The sequence below is a fragment of the Paraburkholderia flava genome, assembly GCF_004359985.1.
GTDB classification, from domain to species: domain Bacteria; phylum Pseudomonadota; class Gammaproteobacteria; order Burkholderiales; family Burkholderiaceae; genus Paraburkholderia; species Paraburkholderia flava.
Map to the genome: position 1 here is coordinate 93,209 of NZ_SMRO01000003.1, position 22,382 is coordinate 115,590.

Genomic DNA, 22,382 nt, shown 5'->3' on the forward strand with positions numbered 1-22,382 from the left:
TCCGGAGTGTACGACGGCATCGATCCGCATGGGCCTGGCATAAACGCTTATTGATAATTTGTTGATAAATTATTGAAAATGTATGCTATTCATCGTGGATATCTGTCGCGACCTGCACCCGGTCCGCTGACGGTTTTCCGCCCCAACCCGGAACCCTCATGAGTTCACCCCGTATTTTTCCGCTCGGCGATACCGCGCTGGTTTGCGAGGCGCCCCCGCCCGCGACGCTCGACTGCCAGCGCCGCGTGTGGGCGGCTGCGCAGGCCGCGCGCGCGTGGCCGCACGTCGTCGAGGTGGTGCCGGGCATGAACAATCTGACGATCGTCTTCGACCCGCTCGCAGCCGACGCCGACGCGCTCGCCGCCAGCCTGCGGGAAGCATGGGACAAGGCCGGCGATACACCCGCCACGTCGCGCGAAGTCGAGATTCCGGTGCAGTACGGCGGCAAGTTCGGCCCCGACCTTGACGTCGTCGCGCGCCATACGGGTCTGTCCGCCGAAGAAGTCGTGCGCCGTCATGCCGGCGGCAACTACGTCGTGTTCTTCCTCGGCTTCCAGCCTGGCTTCGCGTATATGGGCGGCCTCGAGGACGCATTGCACACGCCGCGCCGCTCTGAGCCGCGGCTCGAAGTGCCGGCCGGCTCGGTCGGTATCGGCGGCGCGCAGACGGGGCTTTATCCGGCGGTGTCGCCGGGCGGCTGGCAACTGATCGGGCACACCGACGTACCGCTCTTCGACCCGTCCCGCACGCCGCCCACACTGCTACAACCGGGCGACCGCGTGCGCTTCTCGATCGCGGGGATCCACGCATGATTGACGTGATCCGCGCGGGTGTCCTCACCACGGTTCAGGACCTCGGTCGCGAGGGCTATCGCCATCTCGGCATTGCGATGGGCGGCGCGCTCGACCGCCTCGCGCTCGAAGTCGGCAACCGTCTCGTCGGCAACCGGCCCGACGCGGCCGGTCTCGAAATCACCTTTGGCCCGGTCGTGCTGCGCTTCGCGCGCGCGACCCGCGTCGCGATCACCGGCACCGAGTTCGGTGCGACGCTCGACGGCCAGCCGGTCCATTCATGGTGGAGCCTGCCGGTGCGCGCGGGCCAGGAGTTGACCTTGCATGCGGCGAAGCGCGGCATGCGCGGCTACGTGTGCATCGCGGGCGGCATCGACGTGCTGCCGATGCTCGGCTCGCGCAGCACCGATCTCGCGGCGGCCTTCGGCGGCCTGGGTGGCCGTGCGCTGCGCGACGGCGACCGTCTGCCGCTCGGTGCGATTTCGTCGCGTCATGGGCTCGGCCCGGACGCGCCCGAATTCGGCGTGAAGGCGCCGGAGTGGTGCAAGTTTTCGCTCGCGCCCGAGCCGCTGCGCAGAGGCCGGCATCCGGCCGGGCTCGCATGGGCCGAACCGATCCGCGTGTTGCCCGGCCCCGAGTACGACAGCTTCACCGAGGACGCGCAGCAGGCGTTCTGGTCCGACGAATGGGTCGTCACGCCGAACAGCAATCGCATGGGCTACCGGCTGTCCGGCACGGAACTCGCACGCACTCGCAAGACAGAACTGCTGTCGCACGGGGTGCTGCCCGGCACGATCCAGGTGCCGCCGAACGGCCAGCCGATCGTGCTGATGAGCGACGCGCACACCACCGGCGGCTATCCGAAGATCGGCGCGGTGATCCGCGCGGATTTGTGGAAGCTCGCACAGGTGCGGCTGAACGGCGGCCTGCGCTTCGTCGCGACGACGCCCGACGAAGCCCGCCGCGCGCTGCGCGACGAACGCACGTATCTGCAGCAGATCGACACGGCGATCGCGATGCATGAAGAAAAACGCGGCGCGCGCCAGCCGGCGCCCGCAGCACTGCAAGACTCGTAGAGGAACATCATGGAAATCGATCTCAACGCCGACCTCGGCGAAGGCTGCGGCTTCGACGAAGCGCTGCTCGACCTCGTCAGCTCGGCCAACATCGCGTGCGGCTGGCACGCGGGCGGCGCGAACGCGATGCGCGACTGCGTCAAATGGGCGGTCGAGAAAGGCGTGTCGATCGGCGCGCATCCGAGCTTCAACGATCCGGAGAATTTCGGCCGCAAGGAAATGGATCTGCCGGCCAGCGAGATCTACGCGGGCGTGCTGTATCAGCTGGGCGCGCTGTCCGCGATCGCGCAGGCCGAAGGCGGCCGCATTGCGCACGTGAAGCCGCACGGCGCGCTGTACAACCAGGCCGCACGCGATCCGAAGATCGCCGACGCGATCGTGTCGGCGGTACATGACTTCGATCCGTCGGTGGCGGTGTTTGCACTGGCGAACAGTGGGCTCGTTGCGGCTGCGCGCGGCGCCGGCCTGACGGCGATCGAAGAAGTGTTCGCCGACCGCGGTTATCGCGCGGACGGGTCGCTCGTGCCGCGCAAGGAGCGCGGCGCACTGCTCGACGACGAAGATGCCGTGCTCGTACGCACGCTCGCGATGATTCGTGAGCATCGCGTGCAGGCTGTCGACGGTCACTGGGTCGAGTTAAACGCGCAGACCATCTGCCTGCACGGCGACGGGCCGCATGCGCTCGCGTTCGCGCGGCGCATCCGTGCGGCGCTCGACGAAGCGGGTATCGATGTGCATCCGGCGTCGGCGCCGCAGTGAGCTCACAGAAGTAAAACAGCACCACCCCAAACCCGGCTCACGCCGGGCAAGCAGTCCGCACCACCGCAGTCCCGAGAGAAAGCAGTCGATACACGGCCACCAAGAGCCGAGCAATGCACGAACCGGCCGTCCCGTGAGGCAGCCGGTCAAAACCCTGTTTGGAGATCAACAGAATGCAGACAACAGTCAATTTATGGCCGCTCATCGGCGTGGCCGTCATCATCGTCGGGTTTTTACTGCGCTTCAATCCGATGCTGATCGTCGCAGCCGCGTCGATCATCACCGCGCTTGCCGCGCACTTCCCGCCGGACAAGATCCTCGCCGCGATCGGTAGCGGCTTCATCAAGACGCGCAACATCCCGCTGATCATCCTGCTGCCGCTCGCGGTCATCGGGCTGCTCGAGCGGCACGGGCTGCGCGAGCGCGCACAGATATGGATCGCGGGCATCAAGGCGGCCACGGCCGGCCGTCTGCTGATCGTTTATCTGCTCGTGCGCGAGCTGACGGCAGCAGTTGGCCTGACGGGTCTCGGCGGTCACCCGCAGATGGTGCGTCCGCTGATCGCGCCGATGGCCGAGGGTGCCGCCGAAACGCGCTTCGGCAAACTGAGCGACGCGGTGCGCTACAAGCTGCGCGCATTCGCTGCCGCGACCGACAACGTCGGGCTGTTCTTCGGCGAGGACATCTTCGTCGCGTTCGGCGCGATCGTGCTGATGGTCACGTTCCTGAAAGAACTCGGCATCGTCGTCGAACCGATGCACGTTGCGGTGTGGGGCATCCCGACCGCGATCTGCGCGTTCCTGATCCACGGCTTCCGTCTGATGCTGCTCGACCGCAGGCTCGAACGCGAACTGCGCGGTAGCGCCGCTGCGTCGAATGCATCGACCGCTCAAACCACGCAACCGGCCGCTGGAGACGAAGCATGACGATCACGCTCAACTATCTGTTCTGGCTCGTCGGCATCGTGCTGCTGGTGGTCGGCGGCATGATCGTCACCGACCGCGACCATCCGCGTCGCTTTAGCGCCGGCGGTTTCTGGATCCTCTACGCACTGGTGTTCCTGATCGGCGACTGGCTGCCGGTCGACGTGGTCGGCGTACTGGTGATCGCGATGGCGCTGATCGCAGGCTTCGGCGGCGTCACGGCGGCGAAGCCGAAGCTGCTTTCCACCGAAGCACGCGTCGCCAGCGCGAAGCGGCTCGGCAACAAGCTCTTCATCCCCGCACTGACGATCCCGCTCGTCACCGTCATCGTCACGCTCGGCGCGAGTTACCTCGTATTCGGCGGCGTGCCGCTGGTCGAGAAGAAGAACGTCACGCTGATCGGCTTCGGCATCGGCTGCGTGATCGCACTGGCGGTCGCGTGCGCGATGACGCGCGACACCGTCGGTCAGTCGATGAAGGAAGCGCGCCGGCTCGTCGATGCGCTGTCGTGGGCCGCCGTGCTGCCGCAGATGCTTGGCATGCTCGGCCTCGTGTTCTCGGACGCGGGCGTCGGCAAGGCGGTCGCGCACGTGACGACCGCGTACATCAGCCTCGACTACCGGCTCGTCGCGGTCGCGGTGTACTGCATCGGGATGGCGCTGTTCACGATGGTGATGGGCAACGGCTTTGCCGCGTTCCCGGTGATGACGGGCGGCGTCGGCGTGCCGATTCTCGTCAACGTGTTCCACGGCAATCCGGCGGTGATGGTCTCGATCGGGATGTTTTCCGGCTACTGCGGCACGCTGATGACCCCGATGGCCGCGAACTTCAACATGGTGCCGGCCGCGCTGCTCGAACTGCCGGACAAGAACGCGGTGATCAAGGTGCAGGTGCCGACCGCACTCGCGCTGCTCGTCGTGAACATCTTCCTGCTGAACTTCCTGATGTTCCTGTGATGTTCCTCTGAACGCCGCATCGCCGCCCGCGACAACGGGCGGCGAGTTCAATAAGGATCGACCGTAAAGCCGTGCTGCCTCAACAGCTGCAGCACGCCGCGCGGACCACCCAGATGCAGCGCGCCGATCGCAACGAACACCGGCTTGTTCGGCGCGGCGATCAGCAGCATCCGCGACACGAAGCGACGGTTTCGATCGAACAGGATCTTGTTGTTCACCGACGCGGACACACGCGGATCGCGCGCGAGCGTTTCCACTTTCGCCGCCTGCCACGCGGCAATCGCATCCGCATCGCCGACACGCCACAGACGCAGCAGCGTCTCGACGTCGGCGACATTTTGCGCGGGCGTCTGCACGAGATCCTGCGCGAGCATTTCGCGCTGCTGCGGCAGCGACAGGCCGGTGAACGCGCGCATCTGCTCGCTCAATGTCTCCAGCCCGACGATCTTCCCCTTCGTGCGCAGATAGACGTTCTGCAGCTGCGCCTCGGTGCCGTATTCGGTCTGCAGACCGGCGCTCAACGAATCGTAGGTTTCGACCAGCAGCGATGCGAGCCACGGCCGCATCTTCTTGATTTCGTCGAGTGCGGCGGGGTTGCCGCGCAGGCGCGTCTCGAGCTTGTGCCACAGCGGCTCGGGCAACAGCTTCGGCAGACACGGTCGCGAACAGATGCCGTAACGCGACACGTCGTCCTGCGACACGAGCAGATCGTCGGGTGAGAGTTCGAGCGCGAGCGTCGGCGATGCGGCGAGCGCGCCGAGAATCGGCGGACGGAACGGTTGATTCGGCGGATAGTCGGCCGGGTCGCCGACGTGCAGCGTGCCGAGCAGATAGATCGTCGTCGAGCCGCGCGTCGCGACGTAGAACGGCATCCGCGCGGGCTGCGTGCGCACCGGACCGCTTGTGGTCGTACGCGAGGGCGGCGGCGGATTGAAGCCGGGCAGCGTGGCTCGCGGCGGTGGCGGAACAGGCAATGCGGGACGACCGGCCTGCGCCGGCGTATTCGCCGACGCGCCGGCCGCATAGGCGACGGCAACGAAGGCGAGCGGCGACGCGGAAGGCCACGTCGCGAGTGCGAGCACCCCACAGCAGAGACCGATCGCGAACACCGCACAGCGCCGCGTGAAAGCGGCGCGGCGGCCGCCCTCACGCAGGCGGCGCGCAGGACGACGCGCCGCCGACGCTTCAGGCATCCGCCTCCCCTACCTCCTCGGCCCGATGACACGCCACCTGGCGACCGTCCACTTCGCGCAGCTTCGGTTCTTCGCTGCGGCAGCGGTCGATCACGTACGGGCAGCGCTGATGGAACGTGCAGCCCGACGGTGGGTTCAGCGGCGATGGCATTTCGCCCTGCAGCTTGATCTTGATGCTGCGGTCCGCCTCGAAGATCGACGGCGTCGCCGACATCAGTGCACGCGTGTACGGATGCCGCGGCTTCGAGAAAATCCGCGGCTTGTCGCCCAGCTCCACGACGCCGCCGAAGTACATCACCATCACATCGTCGGCGATGTGCTCGACCACCGACAGGTTGTGCGAGATGAACACGTAGCTCGTCTTGAACTGCTCCTGCAGATCCATGAACAGATTGAGAATCTGCGCCTGGATCGACACGTCGAGTGCGGAGACGGGTTCGTCGGCGACGACGATCTGCGGATCGAGGATCATCGCGCGCGCGATCGCGACGCGTTGCCGCTGGCCGCCGGAGAACATATGCGGATAGCGCTTCGCGTGCTCCGGCCGCAGGCCGACCGTGCGCATCATCTGCGCGATACGTTCGCCGCGTTCCGCCGAACTGGCCGGCGTGTTGATCGCGAGCGGTTCACCAAGCGTCTGCTCGACGGTCTTGCGCGGATTCAGCGACGCGAACGGATTCTGGAACACCATCTGCACGCGCCGCCGCAGCGCGGCGATCTTCGCGTGGTCGGCGCCCGCGACGTCTTCGCCGTCCACCAGCAGACGGCCCGACGTGGGCGGTTCGATCATCGTCAGCTGACGGGCGAGCGTCGATTTGCCGCAGCCCGATTCGCCGACCACCGCGAGCGTCTTGCCGCGTTCGAGCGAAAAGGACACGCCGTTCAACGCCTTCACCGTGCCGTGGCCGAACATCCCGCGCCGCACGTCGTAGTGCTTCGCGAGCTGATCGGCGACGAGCACGCGGTCGCCGCCTTGACGCGCATCGTGGCGCACTTCGGGTACTGCATTCATCGTGCGCCTCCTGTTTGATGGGCATCGGCCGCAAGATTGAGCGGCTTGATGCAGCGAACCTGCGCGGCATCGTCGTGCTGCGGCAACGGCGCGAGCGCGGGCCGCGCCTTCATGCAATCGTCGACGACGTACTTGCAGCGCGGCGCGAACATGCAGCCGCGCGGCCGGTCGTCGCGACCCGGCACCATGCCCGGCAGCGCGGCGAGCCGCACCGCTCCGACATTGTGCTCGGGAATCGCCGCGAGCAGCGCTTCAGTGTACGGATGATGAGGCGCCGCGAAGATGTCCGGCACGCGGTTGGTCTCGATGACCTCGCCCGCGTACATCACCGCGACGCGCTGCGCGACCTCGGACACGACGGCCAGATCGTGCGAGATCAGCACGAGCGCCATGCCGCGTTCCTTCTGCAGCTTCACGAGCAGTTCCATGATCTGCGCCTGGATCGTCACGTCGAGCGCGGTGGTCGGCTCGTCGGCGATCAGCAGCTTCGGATTGCACGCGACGGCCATCGCGATCATCACGCGCTGGTTCATCCCGCCCGACAGCTGATGCGGAAACGCGCCGATGCGGTTCTTCGCGTCGGGAATGCCGACCTGATCGAGCAGCTCGATCGTGCGCTTTTCGAGCGCCGCGCCGCGCAGCCCTTCGTGCAGCTTCAGCACTTCCTTGATCTGGAAGCCGACGGTGTAGCTCGGGTTCAGGCTCGTCAGTGCGTCCTGGAACACCATCGCAATGTCCTTGCCGATGATCTTCCGGCGCTGCCTGGGTGTCGAGTGCAGCAGATCCTTGCCGTCGAACGTGACTTCGTCGGCGCTCACCTTGCCGGGCGCGTCGATCAGGCCCATCAGCGCCATCATCGTGACGCTCTTGCCCGAACCCGATTCGCCGACGACGCCGACGACTTCGCCTGGCGCTACGTCGAGATTGATGCGGTCGACGGCGGGCAGGCCGTTGAAGTCGACCGCCAGGTTGCGGATGGTCAGTAATTTGTCCATGTCAGGCCATCCGTTTCAGTTTGGGATCGAGCGCGTCGCGCAGACCATCTCCGAACACGTTGATCGCGAGCACCGAAATCACGATGGACAACCCGGGCAGCGTGACGATCCACCACGCGCTGTCGATGTAGTCGCGTGCGGACGCGAGCATCGCGCCCCACTCCGCCGACGGCGGTTGCACGCCGAGGCCGAGGAAGCCGAGCGCGGCCGCATCGAGAATCGCCGACGAGAAACCAAGGGTGGCCTGCACGATCAGCGGCGCGGTGCAGTTCGGCAGCACCTGCGAGAACATCAGCCGCAGCGTGCCGGCACCGGCGACGCGCGACGCGGTCACGTACTCCTTCTGCAACTCGCCGAGCGCGGACGCACGCGTGAGCCGCACGTAGCCGGGCAACGCGACGATCGCGATCGCGAACATCGTGTTCGTCAGGCCCGGGCCAATGATCGCGACCACCGCGACCGCGAGCAGCAGCGACGGCAGCGCGAGCAGCACGTCCATGATGCGCATGACCGGCGTATCGGCCCACTTCTGGAAGAACGCGGCGACGAGCCCGAGCACGATGCCCGGGATCAGCGCGAGCACGACGGACACGAAGCCGATCCAGAACGACAGACGCGCGCCGTACATCAGACGCGAGAGGATGTCGCGACCGGCTTCGTCGGTACCGAGGATGAACTTCCAGTTGCCGCCGTCGAGCCACGCCGGCGGAATCTTCACGGAATCGCGGTACTGCTCGATCGGGCTGTGCGGCGCGATCAGCGGCGCGAAGATCGCGACGAAGATCAGCAGCAGCACGATAACGCCCGCACCGACCGCACCACGGTTACGCGAGAAGTTGGCCCAGAATTCGCGCGCGGCAAGCGAGCGACCGCTGGGGGGAGTGACTGCTCGGGGGACTGTATTTTGTAGGTCAGCCATCTCTTTTACCTCGTATGGCGAATGCGTGGATTCAGCACGCCGTACAGCAAATCGACGAGGAGGTTCACGACGATAACCAGCGTCGCGATCATCAGGATGCCGCCTTGCACGACCGGATAATCGCGCCGGCCGATCGCATCGATCAGCCACTTGCCGATGCCCGGCCACGAGAACAACGTTTCCGTCAGCACCGCGCCGGCGAGCAGCGTGCCGACCTGCAGACCGATCACCGTCACGACCGGAATCAGCGCATTGCGCAGCGCATGCACGACGATCACGCGCGCGGGCGACAGCCCCTTCGCGCGCGCGGTGCGGATGTAGTCTTCGCGCAGCACTTCGAGCATCGACGAGCGCGTCATCCGCGCGATGACCGCGAGCGGAATCGTGCCGAGCACGATCGACGGCAGGATCAGGTGACTCAACGCCGACTTGAACGAGCCTTCATCGGGCGCAAGCAGCGCATCGATCAGCATGAAGCCGGTGGTGTGCGGAATGTCGTACTCGACCGCGATGCGTCCGGACACCGGCGTCCAGCCGAGGTTCGACGAGAAGACCATGATGAGGATCAAGCCCCACCAGAAGATCGGCATCGAGTAACCGGTGAGCGCGGCGCCCATCGCGCCGTGATCGACGATGGTGCCGCGTCGCAGCGCGGCGAACACGCCGGCCGGCAGTCCGATGATCAGCGCGAACAGCAGCGCGCAGATGGACAGTTCGATGGTGGCGGGGAAGCGGGCGAGGAATTCGTCCATCACGCTGGTGTTCGTGATGATCGATGTGCCGAGGTTGCCGTGCAGCGCGTGGCTGACGTAGTGCAGATACTGCATCGGCAGGGGCTCGTCGAGCCCGAGGCGGTGCAACGCTTCGGCGTGCAACGCAGGATCGACCCCGCGTTCGCCCATCATCACTTCGATGGGATCGCCGGGGATCAGGTGAATCAGTGCGAACGCGAGGATCGTGATGCCGATGAAGGTCGGTATCACCATTCCGATGCGACGCAAAACAAATCGGAACATGGTTCGTCCCTATGGTCTTGATGAAAGAAAAACGCAACCGGCGACGAGGGCTCGTGACCCCGGTCGCCGGACCATTTCGACCAGTTTTCTAACCGTGCGAAAAGCGTAATGCGCAAACCTTACTTCACGCTCACTCCGTCAAAGCGTGCGTAGCCGAGCGGTTCGATCCGCATATCGACTACCTTCTTGCTGACCGGCTGATACACCGTCGAGTGAGCGATCGCCGAGAACGGCAGTTGCTGCGCGAAGATCTGCTGCGCCTGCACGTAGAACTTCGTGCGCTGACCCAGATCCGTCGTCTCGCGGCCCTTCTTCACTAGATCGTCGAACGGCTTGTAGCACCACTTCGAGAAGTTGTTGCCGTTCACCGCGTCGCAGCCGAGCAGCGTGCCGAGCCAGTTGTCCGGATCGCCGTTGTCGCCGGTCCAGCCGATCAGCATCGAGTCGTCTTCGCCTGCGTGCGCGCGCTTGATGTACTCGCCCCACTCATACGTGACGATCTTCGCCTTCACGCCGATCTTCGCCCAGTCGGCCTGGATCATCTCGCCCATCAGCTTGCCGTTCGGGTTGTACGCGCGCTGTACGGGCATCGCCCACAGCGTGATGTCGAAACCGTTCGGGAAGCCGGCCTTCGCGAGCAGGGCCTTGGCCGCGTCCGGGTTATAGGCGGCGCTCTTCAGGCTCTTGTCGTATGACCATTGCGTCGGCGGCATCGGATTCGTCGCGGCCTGGCCTGCGCCCTGGTACACGGAATCGACGATCGCTTTCTTGTTGATCGCCATGTCGAGCGCCTGACGCACCTGGACATTGTCGAGCGGCTTGTGCGTCACGTTGTACGCGAGGTAGCCGAGGTTGAAGCCTGGCTGCGACGGCATGTCGATGTTGGCTTCGGCCTTCAGCGGCGCGATGTCGGCCGGACGCGGATAGGTCATCACCTGGCATTCGTCGCGTTTCAGTTTCTGCACGCGCACGCCCGGATCCGGCGTGATCGAGAAGATCAGCTTCGAGATCTTCACCGCATTCGGCTTCCAGTAATCCGGATTGCCGTCGAAGCGGATCGTCGCGTCCTTCGTGTAGCTGCGGAAAATGAACGGACCCGTGCCGACCGGCTTCTGGTTGATGTCGGCGGCCTTGCCTGCCTTCAGCAACGAATCGGCGTATTCAGCGGACAGGATCGACGCGTATTCCATCGCGATGTTCTGGATGAACGGCGCGTTCACTTCCTTCAGCGTAAAGCGCACGGTGTACGGATCGACCTTCTCGACTTTCTCGATCAGCTTGTCGAGACCCATGTCCGTGAAGTACGGGAACGACACCGGGTAGGCCTTGCGGAACGGCTGGTTCGGATCGAGCATGCGCTCGAACGTGAACACGACGTCGTCCGCGTTGAATTCGCGCGTCGGCTTGAAGAACGACGTAGTCTGGAATTTGACGCCGTGGCGCAGATGGAACGTGTAGGTCTTGCCGTCCGGCGAGATGTCCCACGATTCGGCGAGGCCGGGCTCGACCTTGGTGCCGCCGCGCTCGAATTCGACGAGGCGGTTATAGACGGTGAACGTATTCGCGGTGAAATCGACGCCCGTCGTGTATTGGGCAGGATCGAAACCCGCTGGGCTGCCTTCCGAGCAGTAGACGAGCGTCTTGTTCGGGATATCGGCGGCGTTCGCCAGTTGGGTCCCCGCCATCGATGCCGCTGCGGCAAAGGCGAGCGTCGTGAGCCGCGCCGTGCGCAACAGGTTGTTTTGCTTCATGTTTCCTCCAGGTTTCGTGCCGGCCTTGGCCAGCGTAGCGCGATATTACTGAGCTTTGCTGGCCCCTACAAGCGGACGAAATTCATGGATCCACCCGCCGGGAAGCCGGTTTCGCGCATCTGAGCGGACGATTGCCGCTCTTCGCGGGAAGGTTACCCGCCTGCCGGGAATCGTGCGCGGAAACATGCTCGCCCTGCGTGCGTGAACAACGGATGACAACGCGCGTCGAGCCCGTTCGCGGGGAAATGGAAGGAAAGGGAAAGAAGCCGGGAAATAGCAGCGAAAGAAGCAGGGAAGAAGCCGCGCCGGACACCCGGCGCGGCGGAACAGCAGGGATCAGACCGCGAGCCGTTCGCAGATCGACTTCGTCGCGGCCGCACCGTTCAGCGTGTAGAAGTGCAGTCCCGGCACGCCCGCACCGATCAGCCGACGGCACAGGTCGGTCACCACGTCGAGCCCGAACGCGCGGATCGCTTCGCGGTCGTCGCCGAAACTTTCCAGACGACGCGCGACCCAGCGCGGCACTTCGGCGCCGCACATTTCGGAGAAGCGCATCAGCTGCGAGAAGTTCGTGATCGGCATGATGCCCGGCACGATCGGCACATCGACACCGAGCTTGCGCGCATCGTCGACGAAACGGAAGTACGCGTCCGCGTTGAAGAAGTACTGCGTGATCGCCGAGTTCGCGCCCGCCTTCACCTTGCGCGCGAAGTTCTCCATGTCGTGACGCGGCGAGCGCGCCTGCGGGTGGTATTCCGGATAGCCGGCCACCTCGATGAAGAACCAGTCGCCGAACTCGGAGCGGATGAAGCTCACCAGTTCGGACGCGTGACGCAGTTCGCCGACTTCGCCCATGCCCGAGGGCAGATCGCCGCGCAACGCGACGATGTGACGGATGCCGTGCGAGCGGTACTCGTTGAGAATGCCGCGCAGGCTTTCACGCGACGAGCCGATGCACGACAGGTGCGGCGCCGCGTCGAGACCTTCCTTCGCCATATCGACGACGGTATCGAGCGTGCCTTGCTGCGTCGAGCCGCCTGCGCCGAACGTGACGGACACGAATTTCGGCTTCAGCGGCGCGAGCTGCGCGCGCGTCGCACGCAGCTTGTCGACGCCTTCCGCCGTTTTCGGCGGGAAGAATTCGAATGACAGTTCTATCGGATTCATGATTCTGGAGGGTGACCGGTAGCTTCGGCGTTAACCGAGCGAACGGTTACCGAAAATGAGCGCGGACAGCAGCCACGACACGATGCTGTACAGAATCGAGCCGAAGAATGCGGACCAGAAACCCGACACTTCGAATCCCTTCAGCAGCGATGCGCACAGCCAGAAGCACAGCGCATTGACGACGAGGATGAAGAGGCCGAGCGTGAGTATCGTCACGGGCAGCGTCAGCAGGATCAGCACCGGACGCAGCACCGCATTGATCAGCCCGAGCACGATCGCGACGATCAGCGCGGTACCGAAGCTGCGGATGTGGATCGACGGAACGATGTACGTGATGATCAGCAGCGCGAGCGCGTTGACGAGCCAGGTCAGCAGTAGAGACATGAAGAGCTCCTCGAAGACGAGTGGTCCGGAAGACGAATGCGGCGGGCACCGTGCTTGCGATATCCGCCGCCCCGCTTTGTTAACAGCTTTGCATCGCTACGCGTTGACCGCCGCGCACACGACCCGCGTTGCAGCAGCGGGCCATGTGCACGGGATCAGCGATCAGTAGCGGTAGTGGTTCGGCTTGTACGGACCGCTCTTGTCGACGCCGATGTAGCCGGCCTGTTCGTCGGACAGCACGGTCAGGTTCGCGCCGATGCGCGCCAGATGCAGACGCGCGACCTTTTCGTCGAGTTGCTTCGGCAGCACGTACACCTTGTTCTCGTACTTGTTGCCTTCGGTGAACAGTTCGATCTGCGCGAGCGTCTGGTTCGTGAACGAGTTCGACATCACGAACGACGGGTGACCCGTCGCGCAGCCGAGGTTCACGAGGCGGCCTTCAGCCAGCAGGATCACGCGCTTGCCGTCCGGGAAAATGATGTGGTCGACTTGCGGCTTGATGTTGTCCCACTTGTACTGACGGGTCGACGCGATATCGATTTCCGAATCGAAGTGGCCGATGTTGCAGACGATCGCGTTGTGGCGCATCGCCTTCATGTGGTCGTGGCCGATCACGTGATAGTTGCCGGTCGCCGTGACGAAAATGTCGGCCTTATCCGCCGCGTATTCCATCGTGACGACACGATAGCCTTCCATCGCTGCCTGCAGTGCGCAGATCGGATCGATTTCGGTGACCCACACCGTCGCGCCCAGACCGCGCAGCGATTGCGCGCAGCCCTTGCCCACGTCGCCGTAACCCGCGACGACCGCGATCTTGCCTGCGATCATCACGTCGGTTGCGCGCTTGATGCCGTCGACGAGCGACTCGCGGCAGCCGTACAGGTTGTCGAACTTCGACTTCGTGACCGAGTCGTTCACGTTGATCGCCGGGAACGGCAGACGCCCTTCCTTTTCCATCTGATACAGACGGTGCACGCCGGTCGTCGTTTCTTCGGTGACGCCCTTGATGTGCGCGAGACGCGTCGAGTACCACACCGGGTCCGCATCGAGGTGCGAAGCGATCGACTTGTACAGCGCGACTTCTTCCTCGTTGGTCGGCTTCGAGATCACCGAGCGATCTTTCTCTGCCTTCGAGCCGAGGATCAGCAGCAGCGTTGCATCGCCGCCGTCGTCGAGGATCATGTTGGCGAACTGACCGTTCGGCCATTCGAAGATGCGGTGCGAGAACTCCCAGTATTCGTCGAGCGATTCGCCCTTGAATGCGAACACCGGCGTGCCGCCCTTCGCGATCGCGGCGGCAGCGTGGTCCTGCGTCGAGAAGATGTTGCACGATGCCCAGCGCACATCCGCGCCGAGCGCGGTCAGCGTCTCGATCAGCACGCCGGTCTGGATCGTCATGTGCAGCGAACCGGCGATGCGCGCGCCCTTCAGCGGCTGCTGCGCCTTGTACTCTTCGCGCGTCTGCACGAGGCCGGGCATTTCGGTTTCAGCGATGTCGAGTTCCTTGCGGCCCCAGTCGGCAAGCGACAGGTCTGCAACGACGAAATCTTTGGAGTTTTTGGAATCGTGAACTGCGGCGTTCATCACGCCCTCCTTTCTAAAAATGACTAGAAATTTGACGTGAGCGCCGTTCGATGCGGGGGTAAGAAGCACTTACAACAGGCTTCAGACCACCCGGATTGAAAGCCTCCGAGCCTGGCGGGTAGAACCCGTCGCAACGCTCCTCGGAGGCGAAACGCGATTGTAGCAAATCGGGATGACTGCGGCGGGGGCTTTCGCGCAGAGAAATCGCTAAGCGAGAGAACTAAACCGGCAGGAAGCCGAGCAGCGGCGCGGCCAGCACCATCACGATGCCGGCGATCATCATCGTCAGGCTCGCGACGACGCCTTCCTCGCTACCCAGCTCGCGCGCCTTCGCGGTGCCGACGCCGTGCGCGGCCGCACCGAACAGCGCGCCGCGCGCGAGCCGCGTGCGCAGCGGCAGCAACGCCAGCACGATCTCGCCGAACAGCATCCCGCAGACACCGGTCGCGATCACGAACAACGCGGTCAACTCGCGCGGCGCGTGGATCCGGTCGGACACTGCGAGCGCGAACGGCGTCGAGATCGAGCGCGTCATCAGGCTGCGCTGCAGATCCGGCGACAGATGCAGCAGTTTCGCGAGCACGAGCGATCCACCGACCGCCACCACCACACCGACACCGACACCCACCGCAAGCGAGATCCAGTGCTGCTTTAACAGCGCGCGGTATTCGTAGATAGGCACCGCGAACGCGACGGTCGCGGGCCCGAGCAGCCACATCAGCCAGCGGGTGTCGCGGAAGTAGACCGCGTACGGAATGTGCGCGACCAGCACGATCGCGGCGAGCACAGCGGGCACCGAAACAAGCGGCGTCAGCCACGGCGACGGATAGCGCGCGTACAGCGCCTTCGACGCGAAATACAGCGCAACCGTCAGCACGAAGCAACCGGCCGCGATCAGGCGCGAGGCGTCGTCGGCGAAGAGTGACGCGTAGAGGGTGCTCATCGGATGGCCTGGTCGAGAGGTGGGTGCGGTCAGTACTGTTGGTACGAAGGGCCACGCGATTCGATCACGCGCGCGACCCGCACGCGCCGCAATGCGACGCGGCGTTCAAGCCGAGCCGCCTGCTCGACCGCGAACGCGACGGCAATCATCACCATCAACGTCCCGCCGATCACGACCAGCGCGAGGCGCCAGCCGTCTTCGCGAAATAGCCCGCCGTACTGCACGGCCGCGACCGCCGCCGGGATGAAGAACAGCAGCATGTCGGACAGCAGCCAGTCGGCACCGGCCTTGACCCAACGCGGCGCGACGCCGCCGCAGAACAGCAGCGCCAACAGCGCGATCAGACCGACCACGCCGCCGGGCAGCGGCAGGTCGAGCGTGCGCACGACGAAGTCGGCGGCGAACCACACCGCGCCGAGCGCTGCGCTCTGCACTGCGATCCGGCCGATTCGCGCGATGCGCTGCATGCCGCTCTTGCCGAAGAAAGGCAAACGAGACAGCAAGGCAAACAAGCGGCCGATCATGGCAAACCCCTAGTGATTTCCGATGACCTTGAGTATAGGGAGCCCCTTGACATAAATATAATGACTTAGAATCATCTTCTTCATTCCGAATCGGAATCTCACCGTCGAGGAGCTACTTGCCGTGGAACTGCGCGCACTCCGCTATTTCGTCGAAGTCGTTCGTCAGCAGAGCTTCACCGTCGCGGCCGAGCAGATGTTCGTCACGCAGCCGACCATCAGCAAGATGGTCAAGGCACTCGAGGACGAAGTCGGCTCGCCGCTGCTGCTGCGCGACGGTCGCCAGATGGTGCTCACCGACGCCGGACGCATCGTGTTCCAGCGCGGCCAGGACGTGCTCGCCGCGCATGCGCAGCTGCAGGCCGAACTCAACGATCTCGACAAACTCGGTCGCGGCGAACTGACCATCGGCATCCCGCCGATGGGCGGCGCGCTCTTCACGCCGGCCATCGCAGCGTTCCGGCAGCGTTATCCGAAGATCGATCTGAAGCTGTTCGAGCAGGGCTCACGTGGGATCGAGACCGCGCTGATCAGCGGCGAACTCGAACTGGGCGGCGTGCTGCAACCGGTCGATCCCGAGACGATCGACGTGCTGCCGATGTCGCGTCAACTGCTGTGGCTCGTCGCGCGTCGCGGCTCGCGCTGGGATGGCGCGCAGCAGGTGCGGCTCGCCGATCTCGCGAGCGAGCCGTTCGTGTTCTACGGCGAAAGCCTCGCGCTGAACGACGTCGTGCTGAACGCGTGCCGCACCGCCGGTTTCGCGCCGACGATCGTCGGCCGTAGCGCGCATTGGGACTTCATGGCCGCGCTCGTGCAGGCAGGCGTCGGCATCGCGCTGCTGCCCGAGCCGTACTGTCGACGGCTCGATACCGCGCAGCTCGCGTGCTGTCCGGTGGTCGAGCCGGAGATTCCGTGGGAGATGGCGATCGGCTGGCGACGCAACGGCTACCTGTCACATGCGGCGCGTGCGTGGCTCGAGGTCGCGCGTGAGACGTTAGCCGCGCAGACGGATGATGAGTTCATGCCCATGCCGGCCGCCCTGAAGCATCCGGCCGCGAAATAGAAAACGCCCGCCTCGCGAGTGAGCGGGACGGGCGTCGTCAATCTTGAAACGTGAAGTGCAACGATCAGTCAGCGTGCGGATCGTGTTCGCAGCGCGGGTCCCAGCGGCGGTCGATATCCGGCGGCAAGTGCGCCTTGTATTCGCCCGTTTCGGTAAACCGCCATGCGCAGTAGCCGCACAGGAACCAGCGCCCTAAGGGCACGCGCGTCATGACTTCCAGCTCTTCTTTCGAGTGATGCCAGCGCGGCGGCAACAGCGCGAAGAACAGATCGTTGACGATACGTTTCGAACGTAGCGCAACGGACAGACGGAAGTGCCGCAAACTGCCTCTACGCGCGACGCGATCGACATCCGGATGCGAGTAGAAATAGCGGATGCCCTGCGCGGCCTGACCGATGTTAAGTACCGCGTGCTTCGCGTACTCCTCGATGGGTTGAAACATGGATGAACCTCGATGATGCTGCATGCGACGATGCCAGCCGTTGCGCGGAAGCGGCGCCGACGGCGAGGCGCTTGAGCGAGGGATGGAAAAGTTGTCTCATGCCGGTTCTCCTGGTCGTTAGAGGTTCGGGATGGATTGTAGCGGCGGGCAAGGTGGATTCGCGAAGGTGCGATGCCGCGACGCGACACCTGTAGATCATCAACAACAGAAGGAACCCGTCGACATGCAAGGACCCCGAGCGCCGCAGACGTGGACCGCGCAGACGCCGGCACGCAGCTACGGCACGCTGATCCCCGGACGCCGCTACGAAGTGCAGCGCCCGTTCGTCGATTATGACGGCGACATGCACATGCCCGGCGAACGCTGGACGTTTCTCGGCAGCAATTTCTTGCCGTACGACGATGGGCTGTCGCTGTTCGTTTCGCTGGACGGCAAGCAGGAATGGCACATCCGTCTGCAGGATCGACCGGAAGAGCAGGCGGCGATCATCGCCACGCTCGCGCAGCATGTGGTCGAGGTGAAGGAGAACGACGCGGGCTCGCCACCGCCCATACCGGCGACGCCTGCCGTTTCGCCCGGCACGGCATCGAGTGCTGCACGCTCGCTCGCCGTCACCGCGTTGCCGGGTGTGGTCGTCGGTGCGGTTGCGGGTTATGCGATCGCGGTATCGATGTACGACGGTGAGGCTGCGCGGATGTCGACTGCGATCGCGCTCGGTGGTGCTCTTGTGGGTCTTGTCGTGGGTGTGCTGCTGGGTCTGCGCATGCATGCCGCGCGGCAATGGCAGGCGCTGCGCGCTGCCGTGCCGATCGGGTTGCCGGCGGCGTCGGTCGAAGCGCTGCTCGGCAAACCCGATAGACAGATGGAGCTATTCCCGTCCAGCGCGGCGGCGACGACCTGGACCTATGTGCACGCGACGTTCGCGGGCATCCGTTTGCGCTCGGGTACGGCAATCGATTTCGACCGTCGCGATCGCGTGCTCGATGTTCGCAGGCTGCGTGGTTGGAGGTAGCGTCGCCGCACAGCATCGTCGCGTCATGCGACGATGCACGGTTTCCAACAGCACATGCCTGCGCGATTCCCTCGGCACTCGCGATGCCAGACATTCACGACGGCGAATCGATGGAACACGTCTGCTTCGACTCCCATCGATTCACCTCGCCCCATCAAGCCATCACCTTCTCCGCCGCCGTCTCGCTCACGCGACGCGCCTCTGCAATCAACTCCGCCGCCCGCTCCCCGATCATCACCGTCGGCGCATTCGTATTCCCGCCGATCAGCGTCGGCATCACCGATGCATCGACGATCCGCAGCCCCGACACCCCACGCACACGCAACTGCGGATCGACCACCGAGCGCTCATCGCTGCCCATCCGGCACGTGGCGACCGGGTGATAGATCGTGTCCGCGTGCGCGGCGATCGTGTCGCGCAGTTCCGCATCGCTTTGCCCCGGATCCGTGTACAGCTCTTTACCACCGCACAGCGCAAGCGAAGGCGCATCGAGAATGCGTCGCGCGATATGCGCACCATCGACCAGCAGATCGAGATCGCGCGAGTCGCTGAAGAAACGCGGATCGATACGCGGCGCGACGCGTGCATCCGCACTCGCGAGTGCGACGGTGCCGCGACTCTTCGGCCGCAGCACGCATACGTGCAGCGAATAGCCGTGCCCCCAGTGCATGTGACGGTTGTGATCGTCGACGAGTGCCGCGCAGAAATGCAGTTGCAGATCGGGCCGGTCGAGCGTCGGACGGCTCTTCACGAAACCGCCCGCCTCCGCGACGTTGCTCGACAGCATCCCGCGACCATGCCGCGAAAATTCGACGAACTGCGGGACCATTCGCGCAATACCTCGCAGCGAGATGCCGGTCGGCTCGATCGAGCGCACGCGCTTGTTGATCGTGAAGTCGATGTGATCGATCAGGTTCTGTCCGACGTCCGGCGCATCGTGCAGCACGCGCACACCGAATGCGCGCAGATGCTCGGCGGGTCCGATGCCCGAACACATCAGCAGTTGCGGCGTATTGAACGCGCCCGCCGCAAGCACGACTTCTGCGCGCGCCTCGAGTATTTCGGTGCGACCGCCGCGCACGACTTCGACACCGCTCGCGCGCGTGCCGTCGAAGGTCACGCGCAGCACGGTCGCATCGGCGATCGTATGCAGGTTCGGCCGCGCGCGGTCGTACACGTATGCGCGCGCGACGCTGCAGCGTCGGCCGTCGCGTTGCGTCACCTGATAGAAGCCGACGCCTTCCTGGTCCGGTCCGTTGAAATCGGGGTTCGCGCGATAGCCGGCTTCGAGCGCCGCCTGCACGAAGCGCTGCGAAAACGGATTGCGAAAGCGCAGATCGCTGACCGTCAGCGGGCCGTCCGCGCCGTGCAGCGCGTCGGCGCCGCGCTCGTTGCCTTCCGCGCGACGGAAGTACGGCAGCACGTCCTGCCACGACCAGCCGGTGCAACCGAGTTCGGCCCATTCGTCGTAATCGAGCGGATGACCGCGCGTGTAGATCATCGCGTTGATCGCACTCGATCCGCCGAAGCCGCGACCGCGTGGCTGATAGCCGCGTCGTCCGGCGAGTCCCGGCTGCGGTTCGGTTTCGAAACCGTAGTTGGTCTTCAGCTTGTACGGCACGACCGCCGCGACGCCGGTCGGCATGTTGACGAACAGATTGCGGTCGGTGTGCGGCCCCGCTTCGATCAACGCGATCGTCGCGTCGGGGCAGCGGTCCGCGAGCCGGCTCGCCAGCGAACAGCCGCCGGAACCCGCGCCCACGATGATGTAGTCGTATTGCATCGAAGCCTCCCTCAGTCGCGCGCGTTGCTCGCACGCCATGTCTCGTGCACACTTGTCTACGTGTGTTTCAAGCCGCATTGTAGGGAGCGCGGCGGCGCGCGCGGCGCTCGACGTCAGAGCGATTCCTCTAAACGGCGCGAGGCCCTACCCCTATGATGAAAGACGCGGCCGGCATCGTCGGCCCGGCTTCCTGCCGGTTCAAACAGCGTGTGCCGCACGCACTCGCAGCACGACAGGCACGCGACGCCCCGATGAAACAAGCCGCACGCGCAGACACTGCGAGCCAGGCGCAAACCGGCGCATCGAAACACGAAGCATGCCCACGACAGCATGGAGACAGCAATGGAACGGCACGGCCCAGGCATCACACACGAAGTGACGAATCAGGTTCCGCCGCTCGCGGACTACAACCTGTTCGCCACCGATGCCGCGCTCGCCGACGCACTCGAACGCGACGGTGCGGGCTGGCATCGCGAGGCCCTGCTGCGCGACGGTGCCGAACTCGGTTCGCCCGACACGATCGCGCTCGCGTCGCTCGCCAATCGCCACACGCCCGAACTCTTCACGCATAGCCCACGCGGCGAACGCATCGACGCGCTCGAATTCCATCCGGCGTGGCACACGCTGCTCGGACTGCTGCGTCGCGAGGGACTGCATGCGCTGCCGTTCTCCGATCCGCAAAACGGCGCGATGGCCGCGCGCTGCGCCGGCTACTTCCTGCATGCGCAGCTCGAATCCGGTTCGCTGTGTCCGCTGACGATGACGTTCGCGAGCATCCCCGTGCTGCAACGCGAGCCCGCGTTGTTCGACACGCTGCGCGACAAGCTCTACTCACGTACGCACGATCCGCGCGACGTGCCGCTCGCACAGAAGACATCCGCGATGATCGGCATGGGGATGACCGAGAAACAGGGCGGCTCCGATGTGCGCAGCAATCGCACGCATGCCTACGCCGAGAACGGTAGCGGTGGACGCGGCGCGGGCTATCGGCTCGTCGGTCACAAGTGGTTCTTTTCTGCGCCGCAGTGCGACGCGCATCTGGTGCTCGCGCGCACCGACGATCACGAGGGCCTGTCGTGCTTCTTCGTGCCGCGCTTCGCACCCGACGGCAGCAAGAACGCGGTCCAGGTGCAGCGTCTGAAGGACAAGCTCGGCAATCGCTCGAATGCGAGCAGCGAGGTCGAATTTCTCGACGCGTGGGGCACGATGATCGGCGACGAAGGCCGCGGCGTGCCGACCATCATCGAGATGGCGAACTACACGCGGCTCGACTGCGTGATCGGCAGCGCGGCGCTGATGCGCGCGGCACTTGTGCAGGCCGTGCATCACGCGCGGCATCGCAGCGCGTTCGGCCGGCATCTGGCGGATCAGCCGCTGATGCGCAACGTGCTCGCCGATCTCGCGCTCGAATCGGAAGCGGCGACGGTGCTGTTCATGCGTCTCGCGCACGCATTCGAGAACGCGACGAACGCGCCCGAAGAACGCGCGTGGCGCCGCATCGTGACGCCCGCCGCGAAGTACTGGGTCTGCAAGCGCACGCTCGAATTCACCGGCGAAGCGATGGAGGTGTGGGGCGGCAACGGCTACGTCGAGGAAGGTCCGATGGCGCGCTTCTATCGCGAGGCGCCGGTCAACTCGATCTGGGAAGGCTCCGGCAACGTGATGTGTCTCGACGTGTTGCGCGCGATCGAACGTGAGCCCGATGCGGCACAGGCGCTGCTCGCTGCGTGGCGTGCGGACGCGCATGCGCATGCGCATGCGCATCCTGCACTCGGCGCGGCGCTCGAACGTTTTCTGGCAGCACTGAATGATGCACCCGATGCACGCGAAGCATCGGCGCGCCGCATCGCGCAGCAACTCGTACTCATCGCGCAGGCGACGTTGCTCGTGAAGCACGCGCCGTCTTACGTCGCCGATGCGTTCATCGCGACGCGGCTCGCGGATGGTGCCGGCGACAGTGGTCGCGTGTACGGCACACTGCCGGCGTCGTTCGATCATGCGGCGATTGTGGCGCGGGCGTTTCCGGCGTGATGTTGCAGCTTGACCAACGTAACGCAGGCACATGCGTTCGTCATAGAGATTCGAACAAGAG

General features: G+C 64.9%; 21 protein-coding genes and 1 riboswitch. Of the genes, 8 read left to right on the forward strand and 13 right to left on the reverse strand.

Annotated features, from left to right (window positions below; genetic code table 11):
* Positions 1-158 precede the first annotated feature (158 nt).
* The 5 genes from pxpB to E1748_RS22855 all read left to right on the forward strand — a co-directional run bounded on the left by pxpB (position 159) and on the right by E1748_RS22855 (position 4,505).
* A complete protein-coding gene (gene pxpB, locus E1748_RS22835) occupies positions 159-812 on the forward strand; it encodes a 5-oxoprolinase subunit PxpB (RefSeq protein WP_133649560.1) in 654 nt (217 codons plus the stop codon).
* Positions 809-1,867, forward strand: a complete 1,059-nt coding sequence (locus E1748_RS22840; RefSeq protein ID WP_133649561.1) for a 5-oxoprolinase subunit C family protein — start codon at positions 809-811, stop codon at positions 1,865-1,867. The genes pxpB and E1748_RS22840 overlap by 4 nt, the downstream gene beginning before the upstream one ends.
* Positions 1,868-1,876: 9 nt before the next feature.
* Complete coding sequence (pxpA, locus tag E1748_RS22845; protein ID WP_133649562.1) at positions 1,877-2,626, forward strand: 5-oxoprolinase subunit PxpA; 750 nt, start codon at positions 1,877-1,879, stop codon at positions 2,624-2,626.
* A gap of 173 nt (positions 2,627-2,799) precedes the next feature.
* The gene (locus tag E1748_RS22850) at positions 2,800-3,552 is read left to right on the forward strand and encodes a DUF969 domain-containing protein (RefSeq protein WP_133649563.1); all 753 of its coding nucleotides are present in this window, start codon (positions 2,800-2,802) and stop codon (positions 3,550-3,552) included.
* Positions 3,549-4,505, forward strand: coding sequence for a DUF979 domain-containing protein (locus tag E1748_RS22855; protein ID WP_133649564.1), 957 nt, complete (start codon positions 3,549-3,551; stop codon positions 4,503-4,505). Before E1748_RS22850 ends, E1748_RS22855 begins: the two co-directional genes overlap by 4 nt.
* A gap of 47 nt (positions 4,506-4,552) precedes the next feature.
* On the opposite strand, the gene E1748_RS22860 is transcribed toward E1748_RS22855, so the two are convergent.
* From E1748_RS22860 to E1748_RS22910, 11 genes are all read right to left on the reverse strand, one after another.
* The gene (locus tag E1748_RS22860) at positions 4,553-5,698 is read right to left on the reverse strand and encodes a TraB/GumN family protein (RefSeq protein ID WP_133649565.1); all 1,146 of its coding nucleotides are present in this window, start codon (positions 5,696-5,698) and stop codon (positions 4,553-4,555) included.
* Entirely contained in the window at positions 5,691-6,710 is a 1,020-nt protein-coding gene (locus tag E1748_RS22865) for a peptide ABC transporter ATP-binding protein (protein ID WP_133649566.1), read from the reverse strand. The genes E1748_RS22860 and E1748_RS22865 overlap by 8 nt, the downstream gene beginning before the upstream one ends.
* Positions 6,707-7,705 (reverse strand): ABC transporter ATP-binding protein, encoded by a 999-nt coding sequence (locus E1748_RS22870; protein ID WP_133649567.1) that lies wholly within the window; start codon positions 7,703-7,705, stop codon positions 6,707-6,709. The genes E1748_RS22865 and E1748_RS22870 overlap by 4 nt, the downstream gene beginning before the upstream one ends.
* 1 nt (position 7,706) lies before the next feature.
* Complete coding sequence (locus tag E1748_RS22875; RefSeq protein ID WP_133649568.1) at positions 7,707-8,624, reverse strand: ABC transporter permease subunit; 918 nt, start codon at positions 8,622-8,624, stop codon at positions 7,707-7,709.
* Between the two features lie 5 nt (positions 8,625-8,629).
* Positions 8,630-9,640, reverse strand: a complete 1,011-nt coding sequence (locus E1748_RS22880) for an ABC transporter permease subunit (RefSeq protein WP_133649569.1) — start codon at positions 9,638-9,640, stop codon at positions 8,630-8,632.
* Between the two features lie 119 nt (positions 9,641-9,759).
* Positions 9,760-11,391, reverse strand: a complete 1,632-nt coding sequence (locus E1748_RS22885) for an ABC transporter substrate-binding protein (protein WP_133649570.1) — start codon at positions 11,389-11,391, stop codon at positions 9,760-9,762.
* 336 nt (positions 11,392-11,727) lie between these two features.
* Positions 11,728-12,558 (reverse strand): methylenetetrahydrofolate reductase [NAD(P)H], encoded by an 831-nt coding sequence (gene metF / locus E1748_RS22890; RefSeq protein ID WP_133649571.1) that lies wholly within the window; start codon positions 12,556-12,558, stop codon positions 11,728-11,730.
* Between the two features lie 30 nt (positions 12,559-12,588).
* A complete protein-coding gene (locus E1748_RS22895) occupies positions 12,589-12,942 on the reverse strand; it encodes a phage holin family protein (protein WP_133649572.1) in 354 nt (117 codons plus the stop codon).
* 162 nt (positions 12,943-13,104) lie between these two features.
* Positions 13,105-14,526, reverse strand: a complete 1,422-nt coding sequence (gene ahcY, locus E1748_RS22900; RefSeq protein WP_133649573.1) for an adenosylhomocysteinase — start codon at positions 14,524-14,526, stop codon at positions 13,105-13,107.
* A 31-nt stretch (positions 14,527-14,557) separates the two neighbouring features.
* A riboswitch (S-adenosyl-L-homocysteine riboswitch) is annotated at positions 14,558-14,674 on the reverse strand.
* A gap of 72 nt (positions 14,675-14,746) precedes the next feature.
* Positions 14,747-15,469: an LrgB family protein gene (locus E1748_RS22905; protein WP_133649574.1), complete on the reverse strand. Its 723-nt coding sequence runs from the start codon at positions 15,467-15,469 to the stop codon at positions 14,747-14,749.
* Positions 15,470-15,498: 29 nt separating this feature from the next.
* A complete protein-coding gene (locus tag E1748_RS22910) occupies positions 15,499-15,936 on the reverse strand; it encodes a CidA/LrgA family protein (protein ID WP_133650492.1) in 438 nt (145 codons plus the stop codon).
* A gap of 178 nt (positions 15,937-16,114) precedes the next feature.
* Between E1748_RS22910 and E1748_RS22915 the strand changes: the two genes are divergently transcribed.
* Positions 16,115-17,053, forward strand: coding sequence for a LysR family transcriptional regulator (locus tag E1748_RS22915; protein WP_133649575.1), 939 nt, complete (start codon positions 16,115-16,117; stop codon positions 17,051-17,053).
* Between the two features lie 64 nt (positions 17,054-17,117).
* On the opposite strand, the gene E1748_RS22920 is transcribed toward E1748_RS22915, so the two are convergent.
* The gene (locus E1748_RS22920; protein WP_133649576.1) at positions 17,118-17,495 is read right to left on the reverse strand and encodes a hypothetical protein; all 378 of its coding nucleotides are present in this window, start codon (positions 17,493-17,495) and stop codon (positions 17,118-17,120) included.
* 223 nt (positions 17,496-17,718) lie between these two features.
* Here E1748_RS22920 and E1748_RS22925 point away from each other — a divergent pair, with 223 nt between their 5' ends.
* Complete coding sequence (locus E1748_RS22925; protein ID WP_166653623.1) at positions 17,719-18,507, forward strand: DUF3601 domain-containing protein; 789 nt, start codon at positions 17,719-17,721, stop codon at positions 18,505-18,507.
* Positions 18,508-18,661: 154 nt separating this feature from the next.
* On the opposite strand, the gene E1748_RS22930 is transcribed toward E1748_RS22925, so the two are convergent.
* Positions 18,662-20,290: a GMC family oxidoreductase gene (locus E1748_RS22930; protein WP_133649578.1), complete on the reverse strand. Its 1,629-nt coding sequence runs from the start codon at positions 20,288-20,290 to the stop codon at positions 18,662-18,664.
* A 342-nt stretch (positions 20,291-20,632) separates the two neighbouring features.
* Between E1748_RS22930 and E1748_RS22935 the strand changes: the two genes are divergently transcribed.
* Positions 20,633-22,321, forward strand: a complete 1,689-nt coding sequence (locus tag E1748_RS22935) for an isovaleryl-CoA dehydrogenase (protein ID WP_133649579.1) — start codon at positions 20,633-20,635, stop codon at positions 22,319-22,321.
* The last annotated feature ends 61 nt before the right edge of the window (positions 22,322-22,382 follow it).